Origin of the sequence: Microbulbifer flavimaris, assembly GCF_001641755.2 — a bacterium.
GTDB classification, from domain to species: Bacteria; Pseudomonadota; Gammaproteobacteria; order Pseudomonadales; family Cellvibrionaceae; genus Microbulbifer; species Microbulbifer flavimaris.
The window spans coordinates 181,658-205,659 of sequence record NZ_LRFG02000001.1 but is presented as its reverse complement, the minus strand read 5'-3'; the positions used below and the strand labels follow the sequence as shown (position 1 = coordinate 205,659).

The 24,002-nt window shown below is 60.8% G+C and carries 18 protein-coding genes and 1 pseudogene; 12 read left to right on the top strand and 7 right to left on the bottom strand.

Translation table 11 applies throughout. The features are described 5' to 3' along the window. Window positions 1–34: 34 nt before the first annotated feature. Window positions 35–946, bottom strand: a complete 912-nt coding sequence (locus AWR36_RS00925) for a PHP domain-containing protein (RefSeq protein ID WP_231745204.1) — start codon at window positions 944–946, stop codon at window positions 35–37. A 176-nt stretch (window positions 947–1,122) separates the two neighbouring features. Between AWR36_RS00925 and AWR36_RS00920 the strand changes: the two genes are divergently transcribed. From AWR36_RS00920 to AWR36_RS00885, 8 genes are all read left to right on the top strand, one after another. Then, window positions 1,123–1,839, top strand: coding sequence for a VC0807 family protein (locus AWR36_RS00920; protein ID WP_067079802.1), 717 nt, complete (start codon window positions 1,123–1,125; stop codon window positions 1,837–1,839). Between the two features lie 43 nt (window positions 1,840–1,882). Beyond that, window positions 1,883–2,182: a YciI family protein gene (locus AWR36_RS00915; protein ID WP_067079800.1), complete on the top strand. Its 300-nt coding sequence runs from the start codon at window positions 1,883–1,885 to the stop codon at window positions 2,180–2,182. Window positions 2,183–2,223: 41 nt separating this feature from the next. Next, the gene (locus AWR36_RS00910; RefSeq protein ID WP_067079799.1) at window positions 2,224–2,910 is read left to right on the top strand and encodes a TIGR04211 family SH3 domain-containing protein; all 687 of its coding nucleotides are present in this window, start codon (window positions 2,224–2,226) and stop codon (window positions 2,908–2,910) included. 65 nt (window positions 2,911–2,975) lie between these two features. Further along, entirely contained in the window at window positions 2,976–3,560 is a 585-nt protein-coding gene (locus AWR36_RS00905; protein ID WP_067079795.1) for a peptidylprolyl isomerase, read from the top strand. A 3-nt stretch (window positions 3,561–3,563) separates the two neighbouring features. Beyond that, window positions 3,564–4,322, top strand: coding sequence for a pyridoxine 5'-phosphate synthase (locus AWR36_RS00900; protein ID WP_067079793.1), 759 nt, complete (start codon window positions 3,564–3,566; stop codon window positions 4,320–4,322). Window positions 4,323–4,448: 126 nt separating this feature from the next. Beyond that, window positions 4,449–5,339, top strand: coding sequence for a Rossmann-like and DUF2520 domain-containing protein (locus AWR36_RS00895; RefSeq protein ID WP_067079791.1), 891 nt, complete (start codon window positions 4,449–4,451; stop codon window positions 5,337–5,339). Beyond that, on the top strand, window positions 5,336–6,103 hold the full coding sequence (locus tag AWR36_RS00890) for a TrmH family RNA methyltransferase (protein WP_067079790.1): 768 nt from the start codon (window positions 5,336–5,338) through the stop codon (window positions 6,101–6,103). The genes AWR36_RS00895 and AWR36_RS00890 overlap by 4 nt, the downstream gene beginning before the upstream one ends. A 219-nt stretch (window positions 6,104–6,322) precedes the next feature. Then, window positions 6,323–7,384 carry an OmpA family protein gene (locus AWR36_RS00885; protein WP_067079788.1) on the top strand — a complete coding sequence of 354 codons (1,062 nt, stop codon included), beginning with the start codon at window positions 6,323–6,325 and terminating at the stop codon, window positions 7,382–7,384. Between the two features lie 606 nt (window positions 7,385–7,990). Here the strand turns inward: AWR36_RS00885 and guaA are convergent. Next, a complete protein-coding gene (guaA, locus tag AWR36_RS00880) occupies window positions 7,991–9,568 on the bottom strand; it encodes a glutamine-hydrolyzing GMP synthase (protein WP_067079786.1) in 1,578 nt (525 codons plus the stop codon). Window positions 9,569–9,686: 118 nt separating this feature from the next. Next, a complete protein-coding gene (guaB, locus tag AWR36_RS00875) occupies window positions 9,687–11,174 on the bottom strand; it encodes an IMP dehydrogenase (protein ID WP_067079785.1) in 1,488 nt (495 codons plus the stop codon). Between the two features lie 184 nt (window positions 11,175–11,358). On the opposite strand from guaB, the gene xseA reads away from it, so the two are divergent. From xseA to AWR36_RS00860, 3 genes and pseudogenes are all read left to right on the top strand, one after another. Further along, a complete protein-coding gene (gene xseA, locus AWR36_RS00870; protein ID WP_067079783.1) occupies window positions 11,359–12,699 on the top strand; it encodes an exodeoxyribonuclease VII large subunit in 1,341 nt (446 codons plus the stop codon). Between the two features lie 222 nt (window positions 12,700–12,921). Next, window positions 12,922–15,219, top strand: coding sequence for an MltF family protein (locus AWR36_RS00865; RefSeq protein WP_082679318.1), 2,298 nt, complete (start codon window positions 12,922–12,924; stop codon window positions 15,217–15,219). A gap of 32 nt (window positions 15,220–15,251) precedes the next feature. Beyond that, window positions 15,252–17,321 (top strand): annotated as a pseudogene (locus AWR36_RS00860) (transporter substrate-binding domain-containing protein); the annotation flags it as partial. Window positions 17,322–17,541: 220 nt separating this feature from the next. Here AWR36_RS00860 and AWR36_RS16325 read toward each other — a convergent pair. The 4 genes from AWR36_RS16325 to pdxH all read right to left on the bottom strand — a co-directional run bounded on the left by AWR36_RS16325 (window position 17,542) and on the right by pdxH (window position 22,160). Next, entirely contained in the window at window positions 17,542–18,519 is a 978-nt protein-coding gene (locus AWR36_RS16325) for an NAD(P)H-quinone oxidoreductase (RefSeq protein WP_082679316.1), read from the bottom strand. A 78-nt stretch (window positions 18,520–18,597) separates the two neighbouring features. Then, on the bottom strand, window positions 18,598–20,844 hold the full coding sequence (locus tag AWR36_RS00850; protein WP_067079776.1) for a TonB-dependent receptor: 2,247 nt from the start codon (window positions 20,842–20,844) through the stop codon (window positions 18,598–18,600). Window positions 20,845–21,243: 399 nt separating this feature from the next. Then, window positions 21,244–21,525, bottom strand: coding sequence for a cupin domain-containing protein (locus tag AWR36_RS00845; RefSeq protein WP_197409206.1), 282 nt, complete (start codon window positions 21,523–21,525; stop codon window positions 21,244–21,246). Then, window positions 21,522–22,160, bottom strand: coding sequence for a pyridoxamine 5'-phosphate oxidase (pdxH, locus tag AWR36_RS00840; protein ID WP_067079774.1), 639 nt, complete (start codon window positions 22,158–22,160; stop codon window positions 21,522–21,524). The genes AWR36_RS00845 and pdxH overlap by 4 nt, the downstream gene beginning before the upstream one ends. 221 nt (window positions 22,161–22,381) lie before the next feature. Here pdxH and AWR36_RS00835 point away from each other — a divergent pair, with 221 nt between their 5' ends. Continuing rightward, the gene (locus tag AWR36_RS00835; protein ID WP_067079772.1) at window positions 22,382–23,986 is read left to right on the top strand and encodes a 5-guanidino-2-oxopentanoate decarboxylase; all 1,605 of its coding nucleotides are present in this window, start codon (window positions 22,382–22,384) and stop codon (window positions 23,984–23,986) included. Window positions 23,987–24,002 lie beyond the last annotated feature (16 nt).

Here is a 24,002-nt window from a genome sequence, read left to right as displayed (position 1 = left end):
CCTGAGAATTCCTCGGCAACCGCCCGGACCGGCCTCAGTCGGGCGTTGCGGCCGTTTCGTTGGCGCTAGTTTGCCACAGATTCCAGACCGGCTCGACGTCCGCGGGCAACTGTGCACATCCCAGTTCGCGCCAGGGCTGCCCCGGCTGATGGAAGTCACTGCCAACTGAGCACAGCAGCGTGCCGGCCCCACTCGTCGCCTGAGCCGCATCGGCCACCAGCCGCGTAACCTCGCGCGTCTGCACCGGGTTCTGGCGCCCGCAGACCACCTCCACAGCATCGCCGGCGGCACTCCGGAACTCTGTCATCAGACGCAGGAGTCGCGTGCGGGTCATGCCGTACTTCAGAGGATGGGCCAGCACTGCGCAACCACCCGCGCCGTGGATTTCGCCCACCGTCTGCTCCAGCTGCGGCCACTCCACGGTCACGTCACCGCACTTTCCCGCACCCAGGTAGCGCTTGAAGGCGCGCGCGGTGTCCTGCACGTGTCCGGCCTCTACCAGCCAGCGGGCAAAGTGGGGGCGACCCAGTACCCCTGCCCCCGCCAGACGCCTGGCGCCTTCGAGAGCGCCGGTGAAGCCGCGCTTCTCGAGGCGCTCAGCGATCCGTTCCGCCCGCTCCGCCCGCAGGGCATCCCGAGCCGCTATCGCCTGCCGCAGTATGGGTGACTCGGTGTCCACGCCCAATCCGACGACATGCACAAGCTGCTTGCCCCAGCGAGACGAGAATTCGATGCCCGGCAACAGGGTCACCCCCGTGCCGGCGGCGGCCGCGCGGGCTTCCCCGATGCCCGCTACCGTATCGTGATCGGTGAGCGCGAGCAGGGTCACACCGCAGGATTTCGCCCTCGACACCAGCTGTGCAGGACTTAAAATACCGTCCGACGCCGAACTGTGGCAGTGCAGGTCAACCAGACCCGTGTGAGCAGTGGACGGCAGGGCTTTCACATCGGCCTCTCTTTCTCTGCAGCGGATCGGGACATCCGCGTTGAACAATTGGGCAAATCTGCTGTCATAGCTGCGCCCGCAACTGTCGGCGCCACGGGCCGCCGATTCCGACACCACCTGGCTGGAATGGCCGGCAGGTGTCGCCGCTAGCGCGGGCATTATCACCGGAACCGAGCATGACCGAAACCAACGCGACCACCGCCGTGCAGCAACCGAAGCGGGAAAGCCTGCTCCTCAACCTGCTGCTGAACATCATTATTCCCACCCTGATCCTGACCAAACTGTCAGGAGATGACTGGCTGGGCACCAAGTGGGCGATCGTCGTAGCGCTGGCCTTCCCGCTGGTTTACGGCCTGCGCGACTTCACCCAGTCCGGCAAGGTCAACTTCTTCTCGGCGCTCGGCATTATCAGCATCCTGCTCACTGGCGGAATCAGCCTGCTGGAGCTGGATGCCAAGTACATTGCGATCAAGGAGGCCGCTATCCCCGGCCTGCTGGGCATTGCCACCATGGCCTCGCTGTACACCCGCTGGCCGCTGGTGCGCACCCTCCTCTATAACGATCGCATCCTCGATACGGCAAAGATCGCCCGCGCCCTAGAGGGCCGGGGGAATCTGCTGGCCTTCGAGCGCACGCTGCAGCACGCTTCCTGGATGATCGCGGGATCCTTCTTCCTGTCCTCTGCATTGAACTATATCCTCGCCAAGATCCTGCTGCAGAGCCCGCCCGGTACCGAGGCCTTCAACGCGGAGCTGGGCAAAATGACTGCGCTCAGCTTCCCGGTAATCGCATTGCCGGCCACCATTATCCTGATGGCCGCACTGTTCTTCCTGTTTCGCCGCATTGGCCAGCTGACCGGCCTGAAACTGGAAGACGTGATCGTCGTACAGTAATTCCCTTAAAACCCTTCACATTACATAAGAGCATAATTCGACCATGTGGTATGCCATTATCAGCGAAGACGTGAGCGACAGCCTGGCCAAGCGCAAGGGGGCGCGGCCGGATCACCTGGCGCGCCTGAACCGCCTCAAGGATGAGGGACGCCTGCTGGTGGCGGGCCCCCACCCCGCTATCGACAGCGAAGATCCCGGTGAAGCCGGCTTTACCGGCAGCCTGGTAGTTGCAGAATTCGACTCCCTGGACGACGCCCGTGCCTGGGCCGACGCCGACCCCTATGTCACCGCAGGTGTCTATGCCAACGTCATCGTGAAACCCTTCAAGGCCGTGCTGCCCTGATCGCTACCGAATCGCAAACCGATAAAAAACGCTGTATCAAAATGATGAAATCACTGACCGCACTCGCCACCGCTGCGCTGCTCGCAGCGAGCTTCAACACATCCGCACAGAGCGGCGGCAATCGTTATATTACCGACCAGCTGCACGTTCCCCTGCGCTCCGGCAAGGGCAACGAATTCCGCATCCTGCACCGGGGACTGCCGAGCGGCACCAAGCTGGTTCTGCTCGAAGATGCCCCCGCTGACGGCTGGGCCAAGGTGCGCACCCCCGCCGGCGAGGAAGGCTGGCTTCGCCGCCAATACCTGGTGAGCGAACCCACTGCTGACATCAAACTGCAGCGCGCCGAAGCCAACCTCGAGCGTTTTGAAAAAATGGAGGGCAACCTGGGCGGTGAGGTTCGTCGTCTGGAGGCAGAGAACCAGGAGCTGACCGGCAAGCTGACCAGTGCAGAGGAAAAAGCTGCCCAGCTGGCGAAAGAACTGAAGGACATCCAGGCCCTGTCGGCCGATGCCGTGGCACTGAACCAGCGCCACCAGAAACTGCTGCACCAGCATGAGCTACTGAAGCAAAAGCAGGTGATGTCCGAGGCGGAAATCCAGCGCCTTTCAGCCAGTGAGCAGCACAAGTGGTATATGTACGGTGCCTTGTCTGTGGCCGCCGGTGCTATCCTCGCCATGATCGCGCCTCACTTCCGTCGGCGCCGCCGCAACTCCGAGTGGGCCAACTGAGGCCGTCTACCCGTGACACCCACGCCCTCGCTCCGGGGGGCGTGTCCAAGGAAAAGGAACACAACATGCGTCTATTATGCGCGCTTGTACTCGCCACATTGCTGGCCCTGCCCGCCATTGCCGCCAACCCCAAAGTAGACTTGAAGACCGACCTCGGAACCATCCGCGTGGAGCTGTACGCGGACAAGGCACCGGTCACCGTGGAAAACTTTCTCGGCTACGTCGACAGCGGCTTTTATAACGGTGTGATCTTCCACCGCGTGATCCCGGGCTTTATGGCCCAGACAGGTGGCCTGACCTTCGACTTCCAGAAGAAAGAGACCGGCGAGCCTATCGCCAACGAGTCCGCCAACGGGCTGCCCAACACCCGCGGCACCCTGGCCATGGCCCGGCACAGCAGTCCGGACAGCGCTACTTCGCAGTTCTTTATCAACCTCTCCAACAACAGCCACCTGGATGCCAGCGAGGACAAACCGGGCTATACCGTGTTTGGAAAGGTCATTGAGGGGATGGAGGTGGTGGAAAAAATCGCTGCAGAGCCACAGGGACTGTATCGGGCCTACCCCAATGCGCCGAACGTGCCGGTCCGGATCCTCGAAGCCAAGCGCCGTGATGGCACAGCACAAAACCCGCAGTCGAAGGAGGGGTGAGCCGTGATAGCACTCAGCGTGAACCTGAACAAGATCGCCCTGATTCGCAATTCCCGCGAGGGTAACTTCCCGGATGTGGTGGCCCATGGCCGCACCTGCCTGGAGACCGGCGCCCAGGGTCTCACCGTCCATCCACGGCCAGACCAGCGCCATATCCGTCCAGGTGATGTGCGCAACCTGGCCAAGCTCTGCGCCGGCCACGATGGCATCGAATTCAATGTGGAGGGCAATCCCTTCGCCGGCCCCATGGGGGATTACCCCGGACTGATGCCGCTGGTGCTGGAGACGGCCCCCGACCAGTGCACCCTGGTCCCCGACAGCAATGACCAGCTCACCTCCGACCACGGTTTTGACCTGAAGCGCGACGGCGCCCGGCTGGAGCCGATCATCGAACAACTGAAGTCTGCCAATATCCGCGTCAGCCTGTTTATGGACCCGGACCTCGAGCAGATCAGCCTGGCGCGGGAAGTGGGCGCAGACAGGATCGAGCTCTACACCGGCCCCTACGCCGAAGCAGTGGCACGACAGAGCGACCAGCTCGACTCGATCTTTGCCGCTCACTGCGCCGCAGCGGAGCATGCACGAACCCTGGGGCTCGGCATCAACGCCGGCCACGACCTCAACCTGATCAACCTGCCCCGCTACCGCACCCTGCCGGGCCTGCAGGAGGTCTCCATCGGCCATGCCCTGACGGTGGATGCCCTGAATATGGGCCTCGCCAACGCGGTTTCGGCCTACCTCAACTGCCTGGGCGGCAACTGACTGCCGGCGGGCAGCGCTCGCCGTACCCGTTCTTGCAGCTCGACTAGCGAACGACCCCGCAGTGCAATCGCCACGGGGTTCTGTCTGGCCATTCGGCGACGCGCAGAACACAGGGAAAATGCCTGCATGAAAACCCTCAACATCATCGGCGCCGGCAAGCTCGGCCGCACCCTCGGCCGCCTGTGGCAGGATCGGGGGGTTTTTCAGGTAGGGGCGGTGTGCAACCGCTCACTGAAGAGCGCCCTTGCCGCAGTGCGTTTTATTGGCGCGGGCAAAGCGGCCAGCTCGATTGGCGAGATGCCCGCCGCGGACTGCTGGCTGATTGCCTCCGGTGATGCCCAGATCGGCAGCCTTGCGGAAGAGCTCTCAGTTCACCTGGAAACTTTATCGGCATCGCCCATCGATGCCCCCCGGCCGCTCGTTTTTCACTGCAGCGGGGCACTGGATTCACAGGTACTGGCATCCTGCCGCTCCGCCACCCTGGCCAGCGCACATCCGGTGCACAGTTTCGCCGAACCGGCGCGCTCGCTGGAAACACTCGCCGGTACGTCGGTAGCTATCGAGGGTGAGGCCGCGGCCCAGGCGGAATTGAGTGCCGCATTCAACGCGCTGGATTGCCGGACCCTCACCATCGCCTCCGAGCACAAAACCCTTTACCACGCCGGCTCGGTGTTTGCCTGTAACTACCTGACAGCCCTAATGGATCTCAGCCTGCAGTGTTTTGCCGTCGCGGGCATTGATGAAAAAGAAGCCCGGGCACTGCTGCAACCGATTGTCCTGCAGACCGCCCGCAACAATATGGAGCTGGGGCCAGCAGCTTCCCTGACCGGCCCCATTGCCCGGGGCGATGCCGGCACGGTGGCAAAGCAGCTCGAGGCCCTGGCGCAAACCTCGCCCCTCCTGGCGGCGAACTATCGCCATCTCGGGCTCGCCTGTGTAGAGTTGGCTCGCCGCGGCAACCTGCCCAAGGATGCGGCTGAAGAACTCAACGCCCTCTTGAACGGAAGCGCGCAGTGAAAGACTCCCCCGAATACCTGCAGAAGCGGGCCTTCTACGACAGCCTGTTGACCATCTATGGGCGCAAGCCGGTGCTGGAGGCACTGGAGGACCTGTCTCTACCAGTGCACAAACTGCACCTGGCCAACAGCAACCGCCGCGACCAGCTGATCGCACGCATGGAGCAATTGGCTACAGAGCGCCGAATTGATATAGCCCACTGGGACCGGAAGGGCCTGTCGCGGATCTCAAAGAACGCCCGACAGGATCAGGGGGTCGCGCTGGACCTGGCGCTCCCCCATTACGGTACCTCGGCCCGCTTTCTCGAAGAAAAGCATGAAAACTACGAGCTTCTGGCACTGGATGGCATCACCAACCCGCAGAACCTCGGCATGATCATCCGCTCCGCCTGCGCCGGTGGCATCGATGGCATTCTGCTGCCCCGCAAGGGCTGTGCGCAGATCGATCCACTGGTCATCAAGGCCAGTACCGGCACCCTGTTCAAGACCCGCATACTCCGCTGTGATTCCCTCGCGCCGACACTGGAACAGTTCCGCGCCTCCGGTGCAGAGGTCTGCGGGCTTTCATCCCATGCGCAAGACACACTCTCTGCGGTTCCCGGCGACAGGCCGACCATTTTTGTGCTCGGCAATGAGACCCGCGGGGTGAGCGAAGGAGTCACCAAGCAGTGCTCCCGTCTCGTCCGCATACCAATGAAGAATGACGTCGAGAGCCTGAACGTCGCCGTGACCGCCGCCCTGATCAGTTTCCGCCACCAACTGTAAATTCTCTCGATACTGCCCGCGCAGGACAGCTGGCGGGCGAGGCACCCCATTCCAACGCAAATTCCGCCAAAGAACACATTTTCCGCGCCAGCCCCTTGGCGCTGTCGCCTTATTGGTCTAAATAACTCAGGAAAACCTGTCCCAACAAAAAAGTCATTCAGGGAAATTTTTCGCGCCCTGACGCCAGGAAGCAATAACAGAGACAACAAGGATGATCCCATGCGTCGATTTTTCGCCCACTTGCTAGCGCTTTCCACCGCCATCGCCGCTGCGGCTCCCGCCCTGGCGGAAGGCCCAGAGGATGGTTACCTGGACCTGATGCCGTACTTCACCCGGGTCGACCGCGACCGCAATACCGAACTACAGAACGGCGGCCTCCGCGCTGCCTACGGCTGGGGCTGGACTGGTCCCTGGTACTCCGAGGTGCAGGTGTTCGGGGCAATCCTCGAAACGGAAGATGTCTTCGAAACCGATGAGTTTACCGACCAGTCCGATTTCTATATGGCAGGCATCGGCTTTGACACCACTTACCAGTTCGGGGACCGGGATTGGTATACCCCGTACGTGCTCGCCGGCTTTGGGGCCGTCTATGACGACGTCCTTCCCGACGAAGACGACGAGACCAATGCCTTTATCAACCTGGCAGCGGGTATCACCACCCAGGAAATCTCCCGCCGTGGTATCCGCCTGCGGGCAGAGGTTCGCTACCTGCACGATTTCTTTGAGAATGGAATGAACGACTGGCAATTTGGCTTCGGCATCAGCATTCCACTGCGCTGCCCACCACCGCCCGTCTATGCAAAAGCACCGGAGCCCGTTGACCGGGGACCGGTGGAGGTCAACCTGAGGGACTCCGATGGTGACGGGGTGATGGATCGGGACGACCGTTGTCCGGATACCCTGCCCGGCGCCCGGGTCGATAGCGATGGCTGCGTGATCGCCAACCAGACCATCACACTGGCGGATATTCACTTCGAGACCGGCTCCGCCAACCTGAAGCCGGCAGCGCAGGAAGCCCTGCTCAACGTGTCGCAGGCACTGCGCAGCCAGCCGGATACCCTTGTGGAAATTGCCGGCCACACCGACAGCCAGGGTAACGACAACTTCAATCTTCGCCTGTCCCAGCAGCGGGCCAACAGCGTGCGCGCCTACCTGATTCGCAATGGTGTCGCCGCCGAACAGCTGTCCGCCAACGGCTATGGAGAGACACAACCGGTGGCGACCAACGACACAGCGGAAGGCCGCGCTGCGAACCGCCGCGTGGAGATGCGCTTCCGCTAGTCAAACCCGTCAATTCAGACATTCACGCCTATCCAATACCCGGCCCCAGGCCGGGTATTTTTTTGCCGCCAAACTCATCTTTTTTGACTGCTAGAGGAATTCCGCGCCGGCTTTGCTTTTTTATTCGACAGATGGAGAAGCGTCGTCTACGCCGTCCACAGAATCTGTGGATATCTCTGTGCGCAAATACCGGGAAATCCCCGCCAGCCCCCATGACACCGTTGTAACCTCAATGTGAAGAAAATTTAATCAAGGCAATATCCGCTTAAAAATCAATAGGTTACGCAGCCCTCTAAAACAGGCTTGACAACATTTGAAGCTAAATTCAGCTCTTGACAGGCTGGCGCTTTGCTGTGGAAAGGCTTGTTGGTGTCACTCGCGAAAGTCAATGCCCGGCGACCATCTCAGGTGCTTCTCGGCGCAAACTATCGTGACTGGAGAGAGGGGTCGCTGACTTGAGTCCACAGCAAGAAGCCGGCAACAGCTTTGCTGCGATTTCAGATCAAAAAACAGACCGTGAAGCGTCCTCTGGGGAGTACAGGAACGGGGAGTCGAACCGGGATTCAAAGCTCGCTCCCGGGTGTCCCGGGAGCGAATATCTGCGCCCTACTCCCACTCGATCGTAGCGGGGGGCTTGCTGGAGACGTCGTAGGTCACTCGCGAGACATGCTCGATCTCGTTGATGATGCGGTTGGACACCTTCTCGATCAGCTCGTAGGGCAGGTGCGCCCAGCGGGCGGTCATGAAATCCACGGTCTCAACCGCACGCAGGGCAATGACGTATTCGTAACGACGGCCGTCGCCAACGACGCCGACCGACTTCACCGGCAGGAATACGGCAAACGCCTGGCTGGTCTTGTGGTACCAGTCCGCGTTGTGCAGCTCCTCGATAAAGATCGCATCCGCCTCGCGCAGGATATCGGCGTAGTTCTTCTTCACCTCACCGAGAATACGCACACCCAGGCCCGGCCCGGGGAAGGGATGGCGGTAGACCATGTCGTAGGGCAGGCCCAGCTCCAGGCCGATCTTGCGGACTTCATCCTTGAACAGCTCCCGCAGCGGCTCCACCAGCTCCATCTTCATGTCTTCCGGCAGACCACCCACATTGTGGTGAGATTTGATCACGTGGGCCTTGCCGGTCTTGGCAGCAGCGGACTCAATTACGTCCGGATAGATGGTGCCCTGGGCCAGGTAGTTCACATCCTTGAGCTTGGCGGCTTCCTCGTCAAAGATCTCGATAAAGGTATTGCCGATGATCTTGCGCTTGGCTTCCGGTTCATCCTCACCCGCGAGCCGGGACAGGAACAGGTCCTCGGCATCGGCACGGATCACTTTCACGCCCATGTTCTCGGCGAACATTTCCATGACCTGATCGCCCTCGTTCTTGCGCAGCAGGCCGTTGTCCACAAATACACAGGTAAGCTGGTCGCCAATGGCCTTGTGCAGGAGCGCGGCCACCACGGAACTGTCCACGCCGCCGGAGAGGCCCAGCAGCACCTTGCCGCTGCCTACCTGCTCGCGCACCCTGGCGATGGAGTCTTCGATAATATTGGCCGGCGTCCACAGCTTCTGGCAGCCACAGATCTCGATCACGAAGTGCTCGTAGATGCGCTTGCCCTGCAGGGTGTGGGTCACCTCCGGGTGGAACTGCACACCGAAGAAGTTCTTCTCCGCATGGTACATGCCGGCTATGGGGCAGGATCCGGTGGACGCCATCAGTTCAAAGCCCTCGGGCATGCCGACGACTTTGTCACCATGGCTCATCCACACGTCGAGGAGCGCATGGCCATCGCCATCCAGGTGGTCTTTGATGTCGTGCAGCAGGGCAGAACTGCCTTCCACTTTTACCTGGGCGTAACCAAATTCACGGATATCACTGCCCTGCACGGCGCCGCCCAGCTGATGCGCCATGGTCTGCATGCCGTAGCAGATCCCCAGCACCGGCACACCCAGTTCGTACACCACCTCTGGCGCGCGGGGGGAGCCTTCCTCCGGCACCGACTCCGGGCCACCGGCAAGGATAATGCCCTGCGGGTTGTACTCGCGGATCTCTTCCTCGCTCATGTCGAAGGCGCGGATTTCAGAGAAGACGCCCAGTTCGCGCACGCGGCGGGCAATCAGCTGGGTGTACTGGGAGCCGAAGTCGAGAATCAGAATTCGGCTGGCATGAATATCTTGAGACATGGCTTACTCGGTCGATCAGGGGTTATACCCAGAAACTGCGAACGGACCCGACGGGGTCCGCTCACCTTGGAAAAAGAATAGATGTTGCCGCGATATCGCTATCGCGGCACAGCTGCCATCAACGGCCGCCCACCGGGTAGTTGGGCGCTTCCTTGGTGATGGTCACATCATGGACGTGGGACTCGCCCATGCCCGCCGAGGTTACCCGCACGAACTCGGGGCGGGTACGCATGGTTTCAATGCTCGCGCTGCCGGTGTAGCCCATGGCGGAGCGCAGGCCGCCCATCATCTGGTGCACGATGGCAGCGATGGGCCCTTTGTAGGGTACACGACCCTCGATACCCTCCGGCACCAGCTTCTCGGCGCCCTTGCTGGCGTCCTGGAAGTAGCGGTCGGAAGACCCCTGGGTGCGTGACATGGCGCCCAGGGAGCCCATACCGCGGTAGGATTTATAGGTACGGCCCTGATACAACTCCACCTCGCCCGGCGCCTCCTCGGTACCGGCGAACATGGAGCCCATCATCACGGAGTGGGCACCGGCGACGATGGCCTTGGCGATATCACCGGAGAAGCGGATGCCGCCATCGGCAATCAGGGGGACGTCAGTGCCTTCCAGCGCCTTCGCCACTTCGGCAATGGCACTGATCTGCGGCACGCCCACACCACTGACGATGCGGGTGGTACAGATGGAGCCCGGGCCAATACCCACTTTCACTGCATCTGCGCCCGCCTCCAGCAACGCTTTGGCCGCTTCAGCCGTGGCGATGTTGCCGCCGATCACATCAACCTGCGGGTGCATCTGCTTGATACGGCGTACGCGCTCGATCACATTGCGGGAGTGACCGTGGGCGGTGTCCACCACCAGCACGTCCACACCGGCCTCCACCAGTGCGGCGACGCGGTCGTCGGTATCCGGGCTGGTGCCAACAGACGCGCCTACACGCAGGCGGCCATCGGCGTCCTTGCAGGAATTGGGGTACTGTTCCGCCTTGTTGAAATCCTTGACGGTGATCAGGCCGCGCAGCTCGAGGTCGTTGTTGACCACCAGCACCTTCTCGATGCGGTGCTTGTGCAACAACTCCTGGACTTTCTGGGGCGCGGCGCCCTCTTCAACCGTTACCAGTCGCTCGCTGGGCGTCATGATGCTGGCGACGGTAGCATCCAGGTCGGTCTGGAAACGCACGTCGCGGCTGGTGACGATCCCCACCAGGTTGCCCTTCTCCATCACCGGTACGCCGGAGATGTTGTGGTGGGTGGTCAGGGCAATCAGTTCGCGCACTGTGGCATTGGACTCGATGGTGATCGGATCCTTGACCACACCCGCTTCGAATTTCTTGACCGCACGGACCGCCAGGGCCTGGTCCTCGATGGACATGCTTTTGTGGATGATGCCGATACCGCCTTCCTGGGCCAGGGCAATGGCCAGGCGCGACTCAGTCACCGTGTCCATCGCGGCGGATACGAGGGGCATATTCAGGGAGATGTTGCGAGACAGCTTGGTCTTCAGGGAGACATCCTTGGCGGTCACCTCGGAATAGCCGGGTACCAGCAGGACATCGTCAAATGTGAGAGCTTCGCGCGCAATGCGCAGACCAGATTCAGACATGGACACTCAAACCTCGAAAGTGCGGGATTGGGTATCGGCGCGATTATAGCCGCAAGTTCCCGGGCAACGAAAGCCCATTTTTGCACCATTGCAACCGGGTTTGGCGTCGGGGTTGGCAAAGCACTTTACCTGGTTTCCCGATACTGCAATATTGGCCCACCCAATTCACCCTCGCGAGTCAGAAATGCTATCGACCCCGCCCAGCTCCGGCCCGAAACGCAGTGTCCTCTCGGTCAGTGACCTCAACCGCGAGGTCAAGCACCTGCTGGAAAGCAGCGTGCCGCTGCTGTGGGTCAGCGGGGAGATCTCCAATTTTGCCGCCCCCAGCTCCGGGCACTGGTACTTCACCCTCAAGGACGCCCGGGCCCAGGTCCGCTGTGCCATGTTCCGCGGCCGCAATCGCAGTGTGCGCTTTCGCCCGGAGAACGGCCGCGAGGTGCTGATTCGCGCCCGGGTCAGCCTCTACGAGGGCCGCGGCGAATACCAGCTCATCGTCGAGCATATGGAGGAAGCCGGCTTTGGAGCGTTGATGCGCCAGCTGGAGGCCCTGAAAGCCAGATTACAGGCGGAGGGCCTGTTCGACCCGGCCCGCAAGAAGCCACTCCCTTACCTGCCCGCCAATATCGGCATTGTCACCTCCCCCACCGGCGCCGCCGTGCGCGACATGATCCAGGTGCTGGGCAGGCGCTACCCCGCCGCCAAGATCGAATTGTGGCCGGTGCAGGTGCAGGGACAGGGTGCGGCAGAGCAGATTGCGTCCGCAATACGCCGCGCCGGCCAGCTGGGCCGCCACGACCTGCTGATCGTCGGCCGCGGTGGTGGCTCTCTCGAAGACCTGTGGCCATTCAATGAGGAGATCGTCGCCCGCGCCCTGGCGGAATGCCCTATCCCGACCATCTCCGCGGTTGGACACGAGACCGACACCACCATCGCCGACCTGGCGGCGGACCTGCGTGCGCCAACCCCATCGGCGGCGGCTGAGATCGCCAGCGCCAATGCCGCAGAGTTGCTGCAAACCTTCACCGACACCCGCCAGCGCCTGCAGCGCGCAATCCAGTTGCAACTTCGCCACCTGCGCCAGCAGGCGCAACTGACCGGAAACCGCATCCGCCACCCACGGGAACAGCTGCAGAACCGCGCCCAGCGCCTGGACCACCTGGAGCTGCGCCTGAAGGGCGCCATCAGGCAGGACCTGCAGGACCGCCAACGGCAATTACAGCTGGTCACCAGCGCCTTTGCCCACTTGCACCCTGAGCGGGAACTGCGCGACCGCCAGCAGCAGCTGGCAGCGCTCAGTGAACGCCTGCATCGGGATATCTGCCTGCAGCTCGAGCGTCGCAGGGAGCGATTGGCACAACAATCCCAGCTTCTGCATAACGTTAGCCCGCTCAACGTGCTGGACCGCGGTTATGCCATTGTGCGCGACGACAAACAGCAGGTTATCAAGCGGGCGAGTTCTGTCCGCCCTGGCCAGCGAATCCACGCGCGACTGGCCGACGGGGAACTGTCTGCGATCGTAGACTGAGCCACGGCCGGGAAGCCCTCCCCCACTCAGGTTCGCCGCAATGCATCCGCCACGCTAGCCTTCCCACTGACAAAAGGGCGGTAAGCAGGCGATCCCGCTTGGACCATCTGCGCGTTCACAGGATGCGGGAATAGCCCCCAACTGCTCACCCGAGCACCCGCCGCCATTCCCAACACCGTACCCGAGACGCCCGCTGTGGGTGTCTGGGCGCGGGAGGTGACCATGGTCAATGTCGATGCGAATACCCGCCCGGGCACGCTCCTCCGCCACTGGCTTGGGGCAATATTGACGATATTGATTGTGGCCGGCATCACGGCGTGCGGTGACACCGGGCCCGATGATGCGACTTCACAGAGACGCCCAGACAGCGGTGCTGGCGGAGAAGACCTGGCCGAGATCCAGAAGCGTGGCGTGATTCACTTTGTGCGCTTTGAAGAGGACTCCCTTGGTGTGCTGCCGAGAAACCAGATTGTCAGCCAGAGCAATATCGAGCTGGCCAGACGCCTGGCGGAAAGGCTCGGGGTCAAGGCAAATTTCCTGGTCGTCGAAACACCCCAGCAAGCCATGGATATGGTTGTCAGTGGCAAAGCGGATGTCATCGCTGACAATTTTGGCGCCACCAAGGAGCGCGGTGAGATTCTTGGCCTGACCGAGCCGTTGATGGAAGACGAGCATGTGCTGATCACAGGTAAGAATGGCCCCGATATCAGTGACCCCGACCAGCTGCAAAACATGGAGGTCACCGTACTTGCGGGCAGCCTGCCAGCTGAGACAATCCAGCGCTTTGCTGCCGACAATCCGGCCGCAAATATCAGCGTCCGGGAGCTGCCCTTACCCAAACTCTGGCCCCTACTGTTGAACTCGATCGATAAGAAAGAGCCAGTCATCGCCCTGGTCCCCCGCACCGGGGCAGAAGCCCTGGCCAGGCTTCGTGACAAAATCAAGATCGGTGCCCGTATTGGCGAACCGGTCCCGGTGGTTTGGGCTGTGAGAAAAGACGCAAAGAAATTAAAGACCCGGATCAATAATTTCCTGACCAAAACCCTGGTGACCGAGGTACCGGACCGGGATTCCGACTGGGAGTCAATCAAGGAGTCGGGGATCCTGCGCTTCGCTACCCACAATGGCCCCGGCTATCTCCTTTGGAAAGGTTCGCTCCATGGCCTGGACTATGAACTGGTACGGCGTTTTGCCGATGAGAATGACGTCGAGCTGCAAGTCATTGTCGTGCCGGAGTCAACAGACCTGACCGAGATGGTCGAGTCGGGCCAAGTGGACATGGCCGGGGCAGTGACAACGATTACAGAGCGCCGTCGCAAGGAGGGTGTGGAGTTTACGATCCCGATTCTGGAAACCTCACAGCGTGTCCTGAGCCACAAGGATTCCCCTCCAATCAACAGCCTGAGGGACCTGGATGGCAGGAAGCTGACTTTGCAAGTCAATTCCGCCTTCATCGATACCGCTCGCCAGCTGCGAAAACAGGGCATTGATGTCGATATAAAAACCGCGCCTGAGGAATTTTCTTTCGGAGATATCATCGGCGCCGTCGCCAATGGTAAATTCGATGCCACGCTTGAAGACAGCAACCTCGCCGAGGTGCAGTCTGCACTCTATCCTGATCTCGTCGCTGGTGTGGTCGTGTCTGACCCTCTCCCCCAGGGCTGGATGGTTGCTCAGGGCAACACCAGTTTGCTCCAGCAGGTCAACAGCTTCCTGGAATCGTTTCTCGCCAGCGAAGAAAACCGGGCTATGGTCAACAATTATTTCAAACCCAACCCGCGACTTCTCAAGGCAGCAAAGACCCGGATACAACCGGGTGATCCACTATCTCCCTACGATGAGCTGGTAAAAAAATATGCCCTCGAGCATAACCTTGACTGGCGCCTGGTCGTCGCGCAGATGTGGCAAGAAAGTAATTTCGATCCCGGGGCCGAATCACAGGTGGGTGCCCAGGGATTGATGCAGGTCATGCCAAGGACTGCTCAAGAAATGGGCTTCCAGCCGCCCCTGTTTGACCCGGAGGACTCCCTGCAGGCGGGCACCAAGTACCTCAACTGGGTAAGGGAGCGTCTCGACGAGGAACTGCCGGCCGATGAGCGATTGTGGTTCGCGCTGGCCGCATACAATGCCGGGATCGGACACCTGCGGGACGCCCGGGCACTGGCCGAGCAGCTCAACCTGGATCCGGACAAGTGGTTTGACAACGTGGAAGTCGCCATGCTCAAACTATCGGAACCACGCTACTTTGAGAAAGCCCGCTACGGCTACGCGCGCGGTGAGGAGCCCGTCCTGTATGTGCGCAACATCAGGGACCTGTATCGCGCGTATACCGATCTGGCCTCCGGCGAGGTGGCCCGCAAGAAGACAGATGACTTCATCCTGACAACCATCTTCGCATCCCGCCCACTCTGTGACTCTGCACCGCAGGATTGGTCGCTAATAAAACCTGCGGCCAGCCATCTCTTCGACGCTAAGACGGAAAAGTCAATTCTCTCACTGGCTTGCTTCGGGTCACCCTAAAATACAGCCCGTGGAAGTTACCGGAGTGCAGTATGGTAACTGGTAGAAAAGCTGATTACTCGCAGTCTCAACGCAGCATTGTGCTCTTTATGGCCGTGCTGCTCGCTCTCTTTCTCGGTGCATGTGACGGTGGGCCGAGAGAGTCTTCGACTCCGGAACCTGCACCGCAGAGCACTGCTGAGGGCCCGACCCTGAGCGCGCCACGAGCAACAACGACTACCCCGGAAAAGATCGCCGAAGAGGCCGTAGAGGATACGGAAAAGTTCTACGAGGAGAACCCAGCAGAAGAAGAGCCCGTCCAAAAAACCGAATACATTGAAACAGGGGACCTCAGCGCGCTACGAGAGCACGGAATTATCCGCTTCGTCAGCCTCACCGGGGACAATGAGGGCTACCTGCCCCGTAAAGCCATCGTCACCCAGAGTCATCGGGAGCTTGCCGAGAGACTGGCACAGCGACTCAAGCTGGAACCCCGCTGGCTGATCGCCGAAACACCCGAGCAGGCGATTGCGATGGTGCAGGAGGGGCGCGCAGATATCGTGGCAGAAAACCTGACCGATACCGAAGAGAGGAGAGAGCTTGTTGCCTTCAGCCAGCCGATCAGGCAGGCCTCCGACGTGTTGGTAACCGGTGTCAACGGACCAGACATCACTGATGTCAAAAACCTCAAGGGGACCGAGTTTATTGTCCTCGCCGGTAGCACTTATGCAGAGACGGCCAGGAGACTGGTTGAGGAAAACCCGGATGCCAACCTGACCGTGCGGGAAGTTTACCTGAATGCCGAGCGCGATACCCTGTTCGATATGGTCAGTAAAGTCGACAATGCGGTCACCGTTCTACATGAGGGTATTGCCGAGGACACTCTGCAATACCGGCACGACCTGAAAATGGGCGCCGTAGTCAGCGAGCCGGAAGATATTGCCTGGGCGATGCGGCTGGATGCAAAAAGGCTCAAGACCCGCGTCAACAACTTCCTCACCCGCACAATCGTTACCGAAATACCCGAGCGGACCACCCATTGGCATGCAATCAAAAAGTCCGGCGTGCTGCGGTTCGCCACTTACAACGGCCCGACCAGCTACTACATCTGGCGAGGGACGCTGCGTGGCTTCGACTATGCGATGGCCAAGGCATTTGCCGATAAGCACAAGCTGGAGCTCCAGGTCATCGTCGTGCCCTATGAAGAAGACCTGGTGGATTGGGTAGCCCAGGGCAAAGCGGATATCGGCGGTGCATCCACAACCATTACCGAACAACGCCGCAAGAAAGGTGTCGACTTCAGCGAGCCTTTTATTGAAACGCCGCAGAACATTATCAGTAACCGCAAACAACCGCAGATCGCCGCACTGGGTGACCTTGCCGGTCGAACGATTGTTCTACGTGCGTATTCGTCCTTTATCGAAACAGCCCGGACACTGAAGGAAAACGGCCTGGACGTGGAAATCCAGATTGCGCCCCCCGAGGAATCGTTTGCCGAGGTCCTGAATAAGGTGGCTGCAGGCGAGTATGACGCCACCATCGAAGACGGCTATATCGCTGAGATGCAGGCTGCACTGCGGCCCGATCTGCAGATTGGCTTGCAAGTCAGTGACCCACTGCCCCAGGCCTGGATGGTCAAAAAGGGTAACAGCGATCTACTCAAGCAGGTCGACCGTTTTATGCGCCGTTTCAGTCGCGGGAAGGAATTTGACAGGCTCGTGGCGGCGTATTTCAAACCGGACAAACACCTGGTACAGCGTGTCAGTGCAAGGGCGGTCCCCGGAGAGGATCTGTCACCGTTTGATGAACTGGTGAAGAAAAATTCGCTCAAACGCGACTTTGACTGGCGACTCATCACTGCACAGATGTGGCAGGAGAGCAACTTCAACCCCAAAGCCGTGTCACCTGTAGGCGCCCAGGGGCTTCTCCAGGTTATGCCCCGTACCGGCGCCGATATGGGCTTTCCCCCGCCGCTGTTCGAGCCGGACCGCAACATTGAGGCAGGTGTTAAATACATGGAGTGGATCCGCAATCGCTTCAAGGATCCAATTCCGCTGAGCGAAAAACTCTGGTTCACCCTCGCTTCCTACAACGCCGGCCTGGGCCATGTTTACGACGCCCAGCGACTGGCAGCAGAGCTCGGACTGGACCCGGAAAAATGGTTCGACAATGTCGAAGTAGCCATGCTGAAACTGTCGGAGCCACGCTACTTCGAGAAAGCCCGCTACGGTTACGCACGGGGTTCCGAACCCGTCGCCTATGTGCGCAAAATCAGCAAGCTGTACGTGGCCTACACCAACGTGGCAACGGGGGATATTGCACAGACAGCGCCGGCGGGCACTTTTACAGTGTCAGGACAATCTTGCCGATATGATTGCTGGACTCCATCAGTCTGTGCGCCGCTGGCACATCCTCAATGGAAAAAGTTGCCGCAATCTGGGGGCGCAGCTTGCCCGCTTCAATCAGCGGCCAGACAGTCTCCTCAAGGGCCCTGGCAATCGCCGCTTTCACCTCAGGCGGCTGGGGGCGCAGGGTGGAACCCGTCAGAGTCAGGCGCTTCACCATGACGGGCAGCATATTCACCTGAACTTTCGCGCCCTGTAAAAAAGCAATATTCACAATGCGGCCGTCTTTGGCCGCAACGCGGATGTTGCGCTCGACGTAGTCGCCGCCGACCATATCGAGGATCACATCGGCTCCATGGCCGTCCGTGGCTTCTGCTATGACATCGACAAAATCCTGCTTACGGTAGTTGATCGCTCTCTCAGCCCCGAGGGCCTCGCAGGCTGTGCATTTCTCGTCGGACCCCGCCGTGGCGAAAACCCGGGCTCCCAGGTTGCTGGCCAGCTGGATTGCGGTGGTACCGATACCGGAAGAGCCACCATGGACAAGCAGTACCTCCCCGGCCCGCAACTGAGCGCGGTCAAAGACATTACTCCAGACGGTAAACAGCGTCTCGGGCAATGCTGCGGCTTCCGCCATACTGAGGCCATCCGGAACGGGAAGACACTGGCTGGCTGGCACCGCCACGTATTCCGCATAGCCACCGCCATTGGTCAGCGCGCAAACCATGTCGCCAACCCGCCAGCGCTCGACACCGTCTCCCAGTGCGGCAACCTCGCCGGCCACCTCCAGCCCCAGGATCGGGGAGGCGCCCGGGGGCGGTGGATAAAGCCCCTGACGCTGGACAATATCGGGCCGGTTGACACCGGCGGCCCCCACCCGAATCAACACTTCCCCGTCACCGGGCTGCGGCGCATCCATTTCAGCAACCCGCATGACATCCGCTTCACCGTATTGCGGCAGATCGATATAGCGCATAGAGATTCCGAAAGTTGTTTGAGCTGGGCTCACAAATAAAAAAAGCCCGGCAATGCCGGGCTTTCATTTTAGGGGGGATTACAGGTCGTAGGTCAACTCGACACCCATTACCCTGCCCTTGTTGAGCGGCGTGAAACTCGCGCCGGGACCACCGAGGTTGACCGGCAACTGTGTATTGTTGCCCTCGGTGACCTCATCCAGCATGTTGCGACCGAAGAATGCCAGCTGGTAATTGCCGGCATCGGGGGTATAGCCGATGCTGAAGTCCAGCATATCCGCTGCGGAGAGCAGCCCGCGGTTGTTATCCGTGTACGGCGATGCATCGCGATGGTTGAAGTTGATCCGCGACGTCACGGTGCCGGCAGAGCCAAGCGAAAGGTCGTGGACAAGACCGACGCCGTAAGTCCAGGGCGCGAGGCGCGGAATATCCAGCCCGAGATCCACGTCATTGACGAGACCGTCACCACTGATATCACCGAGGACTTGGTCGTAATCACCATCGACGTAACCGGCGTTCAAGGTAAACAGCAGGTTGTCACTGGCCACGGCCATGGCCTCGAACTCCGCACCGCGGATCGTGGCGTCGGCAGTGTTGCGGATAATCTGCACAACACCCACGATCGGGTTGCTCAGGTTCTCCTCACGCTGCATGTCTTCGATGGTGTTGTGGAACAGGGCAAAGTTGGTGCGCAGGCGGCCGTCAAGCCACTCCGCCTTGCCGCCAATCTCGAAGCTGGTCTGCTCTTCCTGATCGGTCGGTCCCGGCAATTCACCCGGCCCCGTATTCCGCATGTTGTAGCCGCCGCTGCGGAAACCCTTGGTCCAGAACGAATAGATCTGCGCGTTGTCCGCCAGGTTCCACTGCAGGCCGACCTTGGGTGTAAACGCATTCCAGGATTCGCTGTCCTCGAAGTCATAGGCGGCACAGCCATCCAGCGTACACAGGTTCACCGGGATCGTGGCGATCTGGGCATCTTTTTCCTCGATGGAGTAGCGGCCACCGAGCGTCAGGATCCAGGATTCATTCAGGTCGATATCCGCCTGGGCGAAGACACCCATCGCTTCGTGATCCTGGTTACCGCCACCGGTCCAGTTAAGCCCGCCGGGAGCCGAGAGCGGCAGAATCCGGTTTTCGAGATACACCAGGTCCTGATCGAACCAGTAGACGCCGGTCGTGAGTGCCGTAGCGCCAAAGCGGCCGGCATAGCGCAGCTCGTTGGAAAGCTGGCTCTGCTCCACCTTTGTATTGGCGTGGAAGGCGGTAATCGGCAGGGAGTCGATATCACCCAGGCCAACCGCATCGTACTCACGCCAGGCGAGAATATTGGTAATGGTACCGTTGCCGAAAGCCACGTCCTGGTTGAACTCGGTGATCACCTGGGACCACTCGTCTTCCTGGAAGCCCTCCTCGTTCTGGGCTACCTCGAAGGAATCATCACTGTTATCCCAGCCGGAGACATCGACACCAAACAGAGGGTAGGCCGGGAAATTCACCGCCAGAGCACCGCGGTTCTGCGCCACCACCCCGTCAGAATCCATGCGGCCGTGCTCCATACGCACCAGCAGCTCGGCGGACTCACTCAGTTCAACACTGAAACTCGGGCGGATAAACCAGGTATCGGAAGCACCAGCCTCATCGTTACCCGTGTAGACGTTTTCAAACCAGCCCTGGTCGTTGTTGTAGTACGCGGTGAGACGACCATTGACGGTATCGGTAATGGCGCCATTGATACTGGCTGCTGCGATGGAGTCCAGGTTGTCGGTGGTCGACACCTTGAACTTGCTGGAGAATTCCTCGGTCGGACGCGCGGTTCTGATCACCACCGCACCACCGGTCACATTGCGACCGAACAACAATCCCTGGGGACCGCGCAGGATCTCGATGCCCTCCAGGTCGAACAGGTCGGTTACCACACCGGCGTTGATGCCCATGTACATACCGTCCACAAACACACCGACGGTGGGATCGATGGAGGGAATGGAGCTGTTCACGCCGAGGCCGCGGACCGTGAAGTTGGCGGTGTTTTTTACCGTACCGATATCGTCGAGCTGTACGTTCGGCATCTTGAAGGACAGGCTCTGCAGGTCCTTGGTCTGCAGCGCCTCAAGCTGGTCACCGGAGAATGCGCTGGCCGCAACAGGCACTTCCTGCAGACGCTCTGCTTCGGCGCGCTTGCGGGCGGTGACCTCTACCTCTTCCATAATGGTGCCCACGGCACCCTCGGCTGCGTGAGCCGCGCCAATGCCGCTTGCCAGCCAGAGTGCCGCCACCGAACAGGTGGACAACATCACGGAAGCGCTGCCGCTGTTGAATTGACGTCCCATAGTTCTCTCTCCATTGCCATCTAAAAATTTTTATTGGCAGCAACGGACTCACCGCGATCGGTACTGCATTGCCCCGTTTATTGTTTTTGTCGGGGCTCCGACCAGTGACCGCGCTGAAAACCATCGACTTTCTGTCGACCCTTTCAAGATTACCCCCACCACGTGACCAGCGGAAGATAATTCGTCGGAAAATAAGCTCGATTCGTGCAGTTTTTTCTACGGCAAATCCCTCCTACCGGATTTGCCGCCTGCCACGACTGACTTACCTACCCTTGCGCACAACCCTGGTGCACGACCGCTTCCGGGGCAGTCGACGGGGCAACATCAGAAGGCAGCCGAAGAACTCGACTGTATAGAGGCAAAAAACAGGGAATTACCCGATCAGCAGAGGAAAACCGCTCAGGAGGAGCGGTAACCGTAATACCAGCGGGCGGTGGTGGCGCCGATGTTGCGCACTGAATGGCTGGCGCCGGCGGGAATCAATAACTCCTCGCCGATACCCGGCCGGCTGAGTGCGCCATCGATTTCGATTTCCAGTGTGCCCTCTGCGGGCATGAACAGCTCATCCACGTCGTGCACGAATCCCTCCCAGCACTGGCCCGGGGGATCGGTCCAAAGATCACAGGAGAAACCGCGCCGCGCCCAGTCGAGACTGAGCGCGTTTGCGTCGATACGGGTCACGGCGACAGTCGCGCCACCTGCCAGCTGCCGTCATCCTGCCGCCGGTAGATAAAGCGATCGTGCAGTCGGCTCGCCCGCCCCTGCCAGAACTCAACCGCATGGTGCACTACCCGGTAACCGCCCCAGAATTCCGGCAGCGGGATCTCCCCTTCACCGAAGCGGTTTTTCATCTCCTCAAAGAGTGCTTCAAGCTTCTCGCGGGACTCGATGGCGTCACTCTGATGCGAAGCCCAGGCCGCCAGCTGGCTCTCCCGCGGGCGGGTGCGGAAATAGGCCTCCGCTTCTCCCCGGGTCATCCCCTCGGCGTGACCGTAGACAATGACCTGGCGCTCGACGGACTGCCAGGGGAACAACAGGGAAACCCTCTGGTTTTGCTCGATCTCCCGCGCCTTGTGGCTTTTCAGGTTGGTATAGAAGGCAAAGCCGCGCTGGTCATAGCCCTTGAGCAATACGATGCGCTGGGAAGGCTGGCCCTCGCTGTCGACGGTAGCCAGGCTCATGCAGCTGGGGTCGGAGAGGTCTGTTTCCACCACCTCCTGCAGCCACTGCTCGAACTGCTCAATGGGATCGTCCTTCAGGTCCCCGCGGTTGAGGCCACCGCGCAGGTACTCACGGCGCCACTGATCGATTTCCATATAACTCCATCCTCTCTGAGTTTGCCGTAAGTGTACTGCCTCCGGGATATTTTCCCAGCCGGCTTGCCGCCCCAAGTTTTCTGTCCATGCACCGGGGGATTCGATATTTTCCGGTGAATTTCCCGCCGCAAATGCAGAGTCTGCGGGCGCTTGCGCGCTTCCTGCGGGACGGCTAGGCTCGGCGCTCCTGAACAAGCAACAAACAGGGAATAAGAGCAGTTATGTCTTCCGCACCCACTTGTGCCCAGGTGTTGATGCGCCTGCTGCGCGAATACCAGGTTGAAAAGGTCTTCGGTATCCCCGGCGTCCACACCATTGAACTGTATCGCGGCCTCCCCGGCAGTGATCTCCAGCATGTGACGCCCCGCCACGAGCAGGGCGCCGCGTTTATGGCAGATGGCTACGCACGCGCCAGTGGCAAGGTGGGTGTCTGCTTTCTGATCACAGGCCCGGGCCTGACCAATGCGGCCACCGCCATGGCCCAGGCCTATTCCGATTCCATCCCCATGCTGGTGATTTCTGCGGTCAATCGCCGCGAGGACCTGGGTATGGGCCGGGGACGCCTGCACGAGTTGCCGCGCCAGAGCGATGTCAGCCGCGGCTACTGCCTGTGGCAGCACACGCTGACCCAGGCGGAGCAGCTGCCGGAAGTGATCAACCGCGCCTTCCAGCTGCTCTCTTCCAGTCGCCCCGGACCGGTGCATATCGAAATCCCCATTGACCTGTTCCCGGCGCCCATGCCCGGCGCCATCGACGACTATCGCGCAGCGCCGGCCCCCGCCCTGCCCGCTGCCGGCATCACAGCCGTAGACACCGCTGTGGAGTGGCTGCAAAACGCCAAGCGTCCGGTGATCCTGTTGGGCGGTGGCGCCCAGGCTTGCGGTGCCGACGCCACTGCGCTGGCGGAAAAACTGGCGGCGCCGGTGTTCGAATCCCTCGCCGCCAAGGGCATCGTCGACGAGCGCCACCCCCTCTGCGGCGGCGCCAACCTGAGCTTCGATGTAGTGCGCGAGCGGGTGGAGAATGCCGATGTCGTACTGGCCGTGGCCACCGAACTGGCGGAAACCGACCGCAACCTGGTGCGCGAGAACTATGCCTTCAAGGGCAAGCTGATCCGTGTCGATATCGACCCGGGGCAACTGGTCTGCAACGGCAACCCGGACCTGGCTATCTGCGCGGATGCGGGCGAGACCCTGGCCCAGCTGAACCGCGCCCTGCCCGAGGGTGATAGCGAGCGGCAGAATGCGGTGGCTGAAGAGTTGGCGGCGATCCTGAAGGCCTGCCGCAAAGAGTGGTGGCCCGGTTCCGAAGAGCGCTTTGCCTGGGTCCAGGCACTGCGCGACGCCCTGCCGGAGGACGGCATCCTGGTCACCGACTCCACCCAGCTGGCCTACAACACCAACCACGCACTGCCGCTGTACCAGGCCCGCAGCCATGTGACCTGCACCACCGGCTACGGCACCCTGGGTTTTGCCCTGCCGGCAGCGATCGGCGCGCGCCTGTCCACGGAGCGGGATGTGGTGGCATTGATCGGCGATGGCGGTCTGATGTTTACTCTCGGGGAACTGGCCGTGGCAGTGGAACAGAAACTGCCGCTGCCGATCCTGGTGTGGAACAACTCCGGCTATGGCGAGATCCGCGATTTCATGGATGATGCCGAAGTGCCCCAGGAGGGCGTCAACCTGCGCACGCCTGACTTCGTGGCGCTGGCAAAATCCTTTGGCGCCGAGGGCTGCCTGATCGACCAGCCGGAGCAACTGGGGCCGGCAATCGCCGAAGCCCTGCGCCGCAACACACCGACCTTTATTGAAATCACCGCGCCCTGAGTGGCCGCAGACGGAA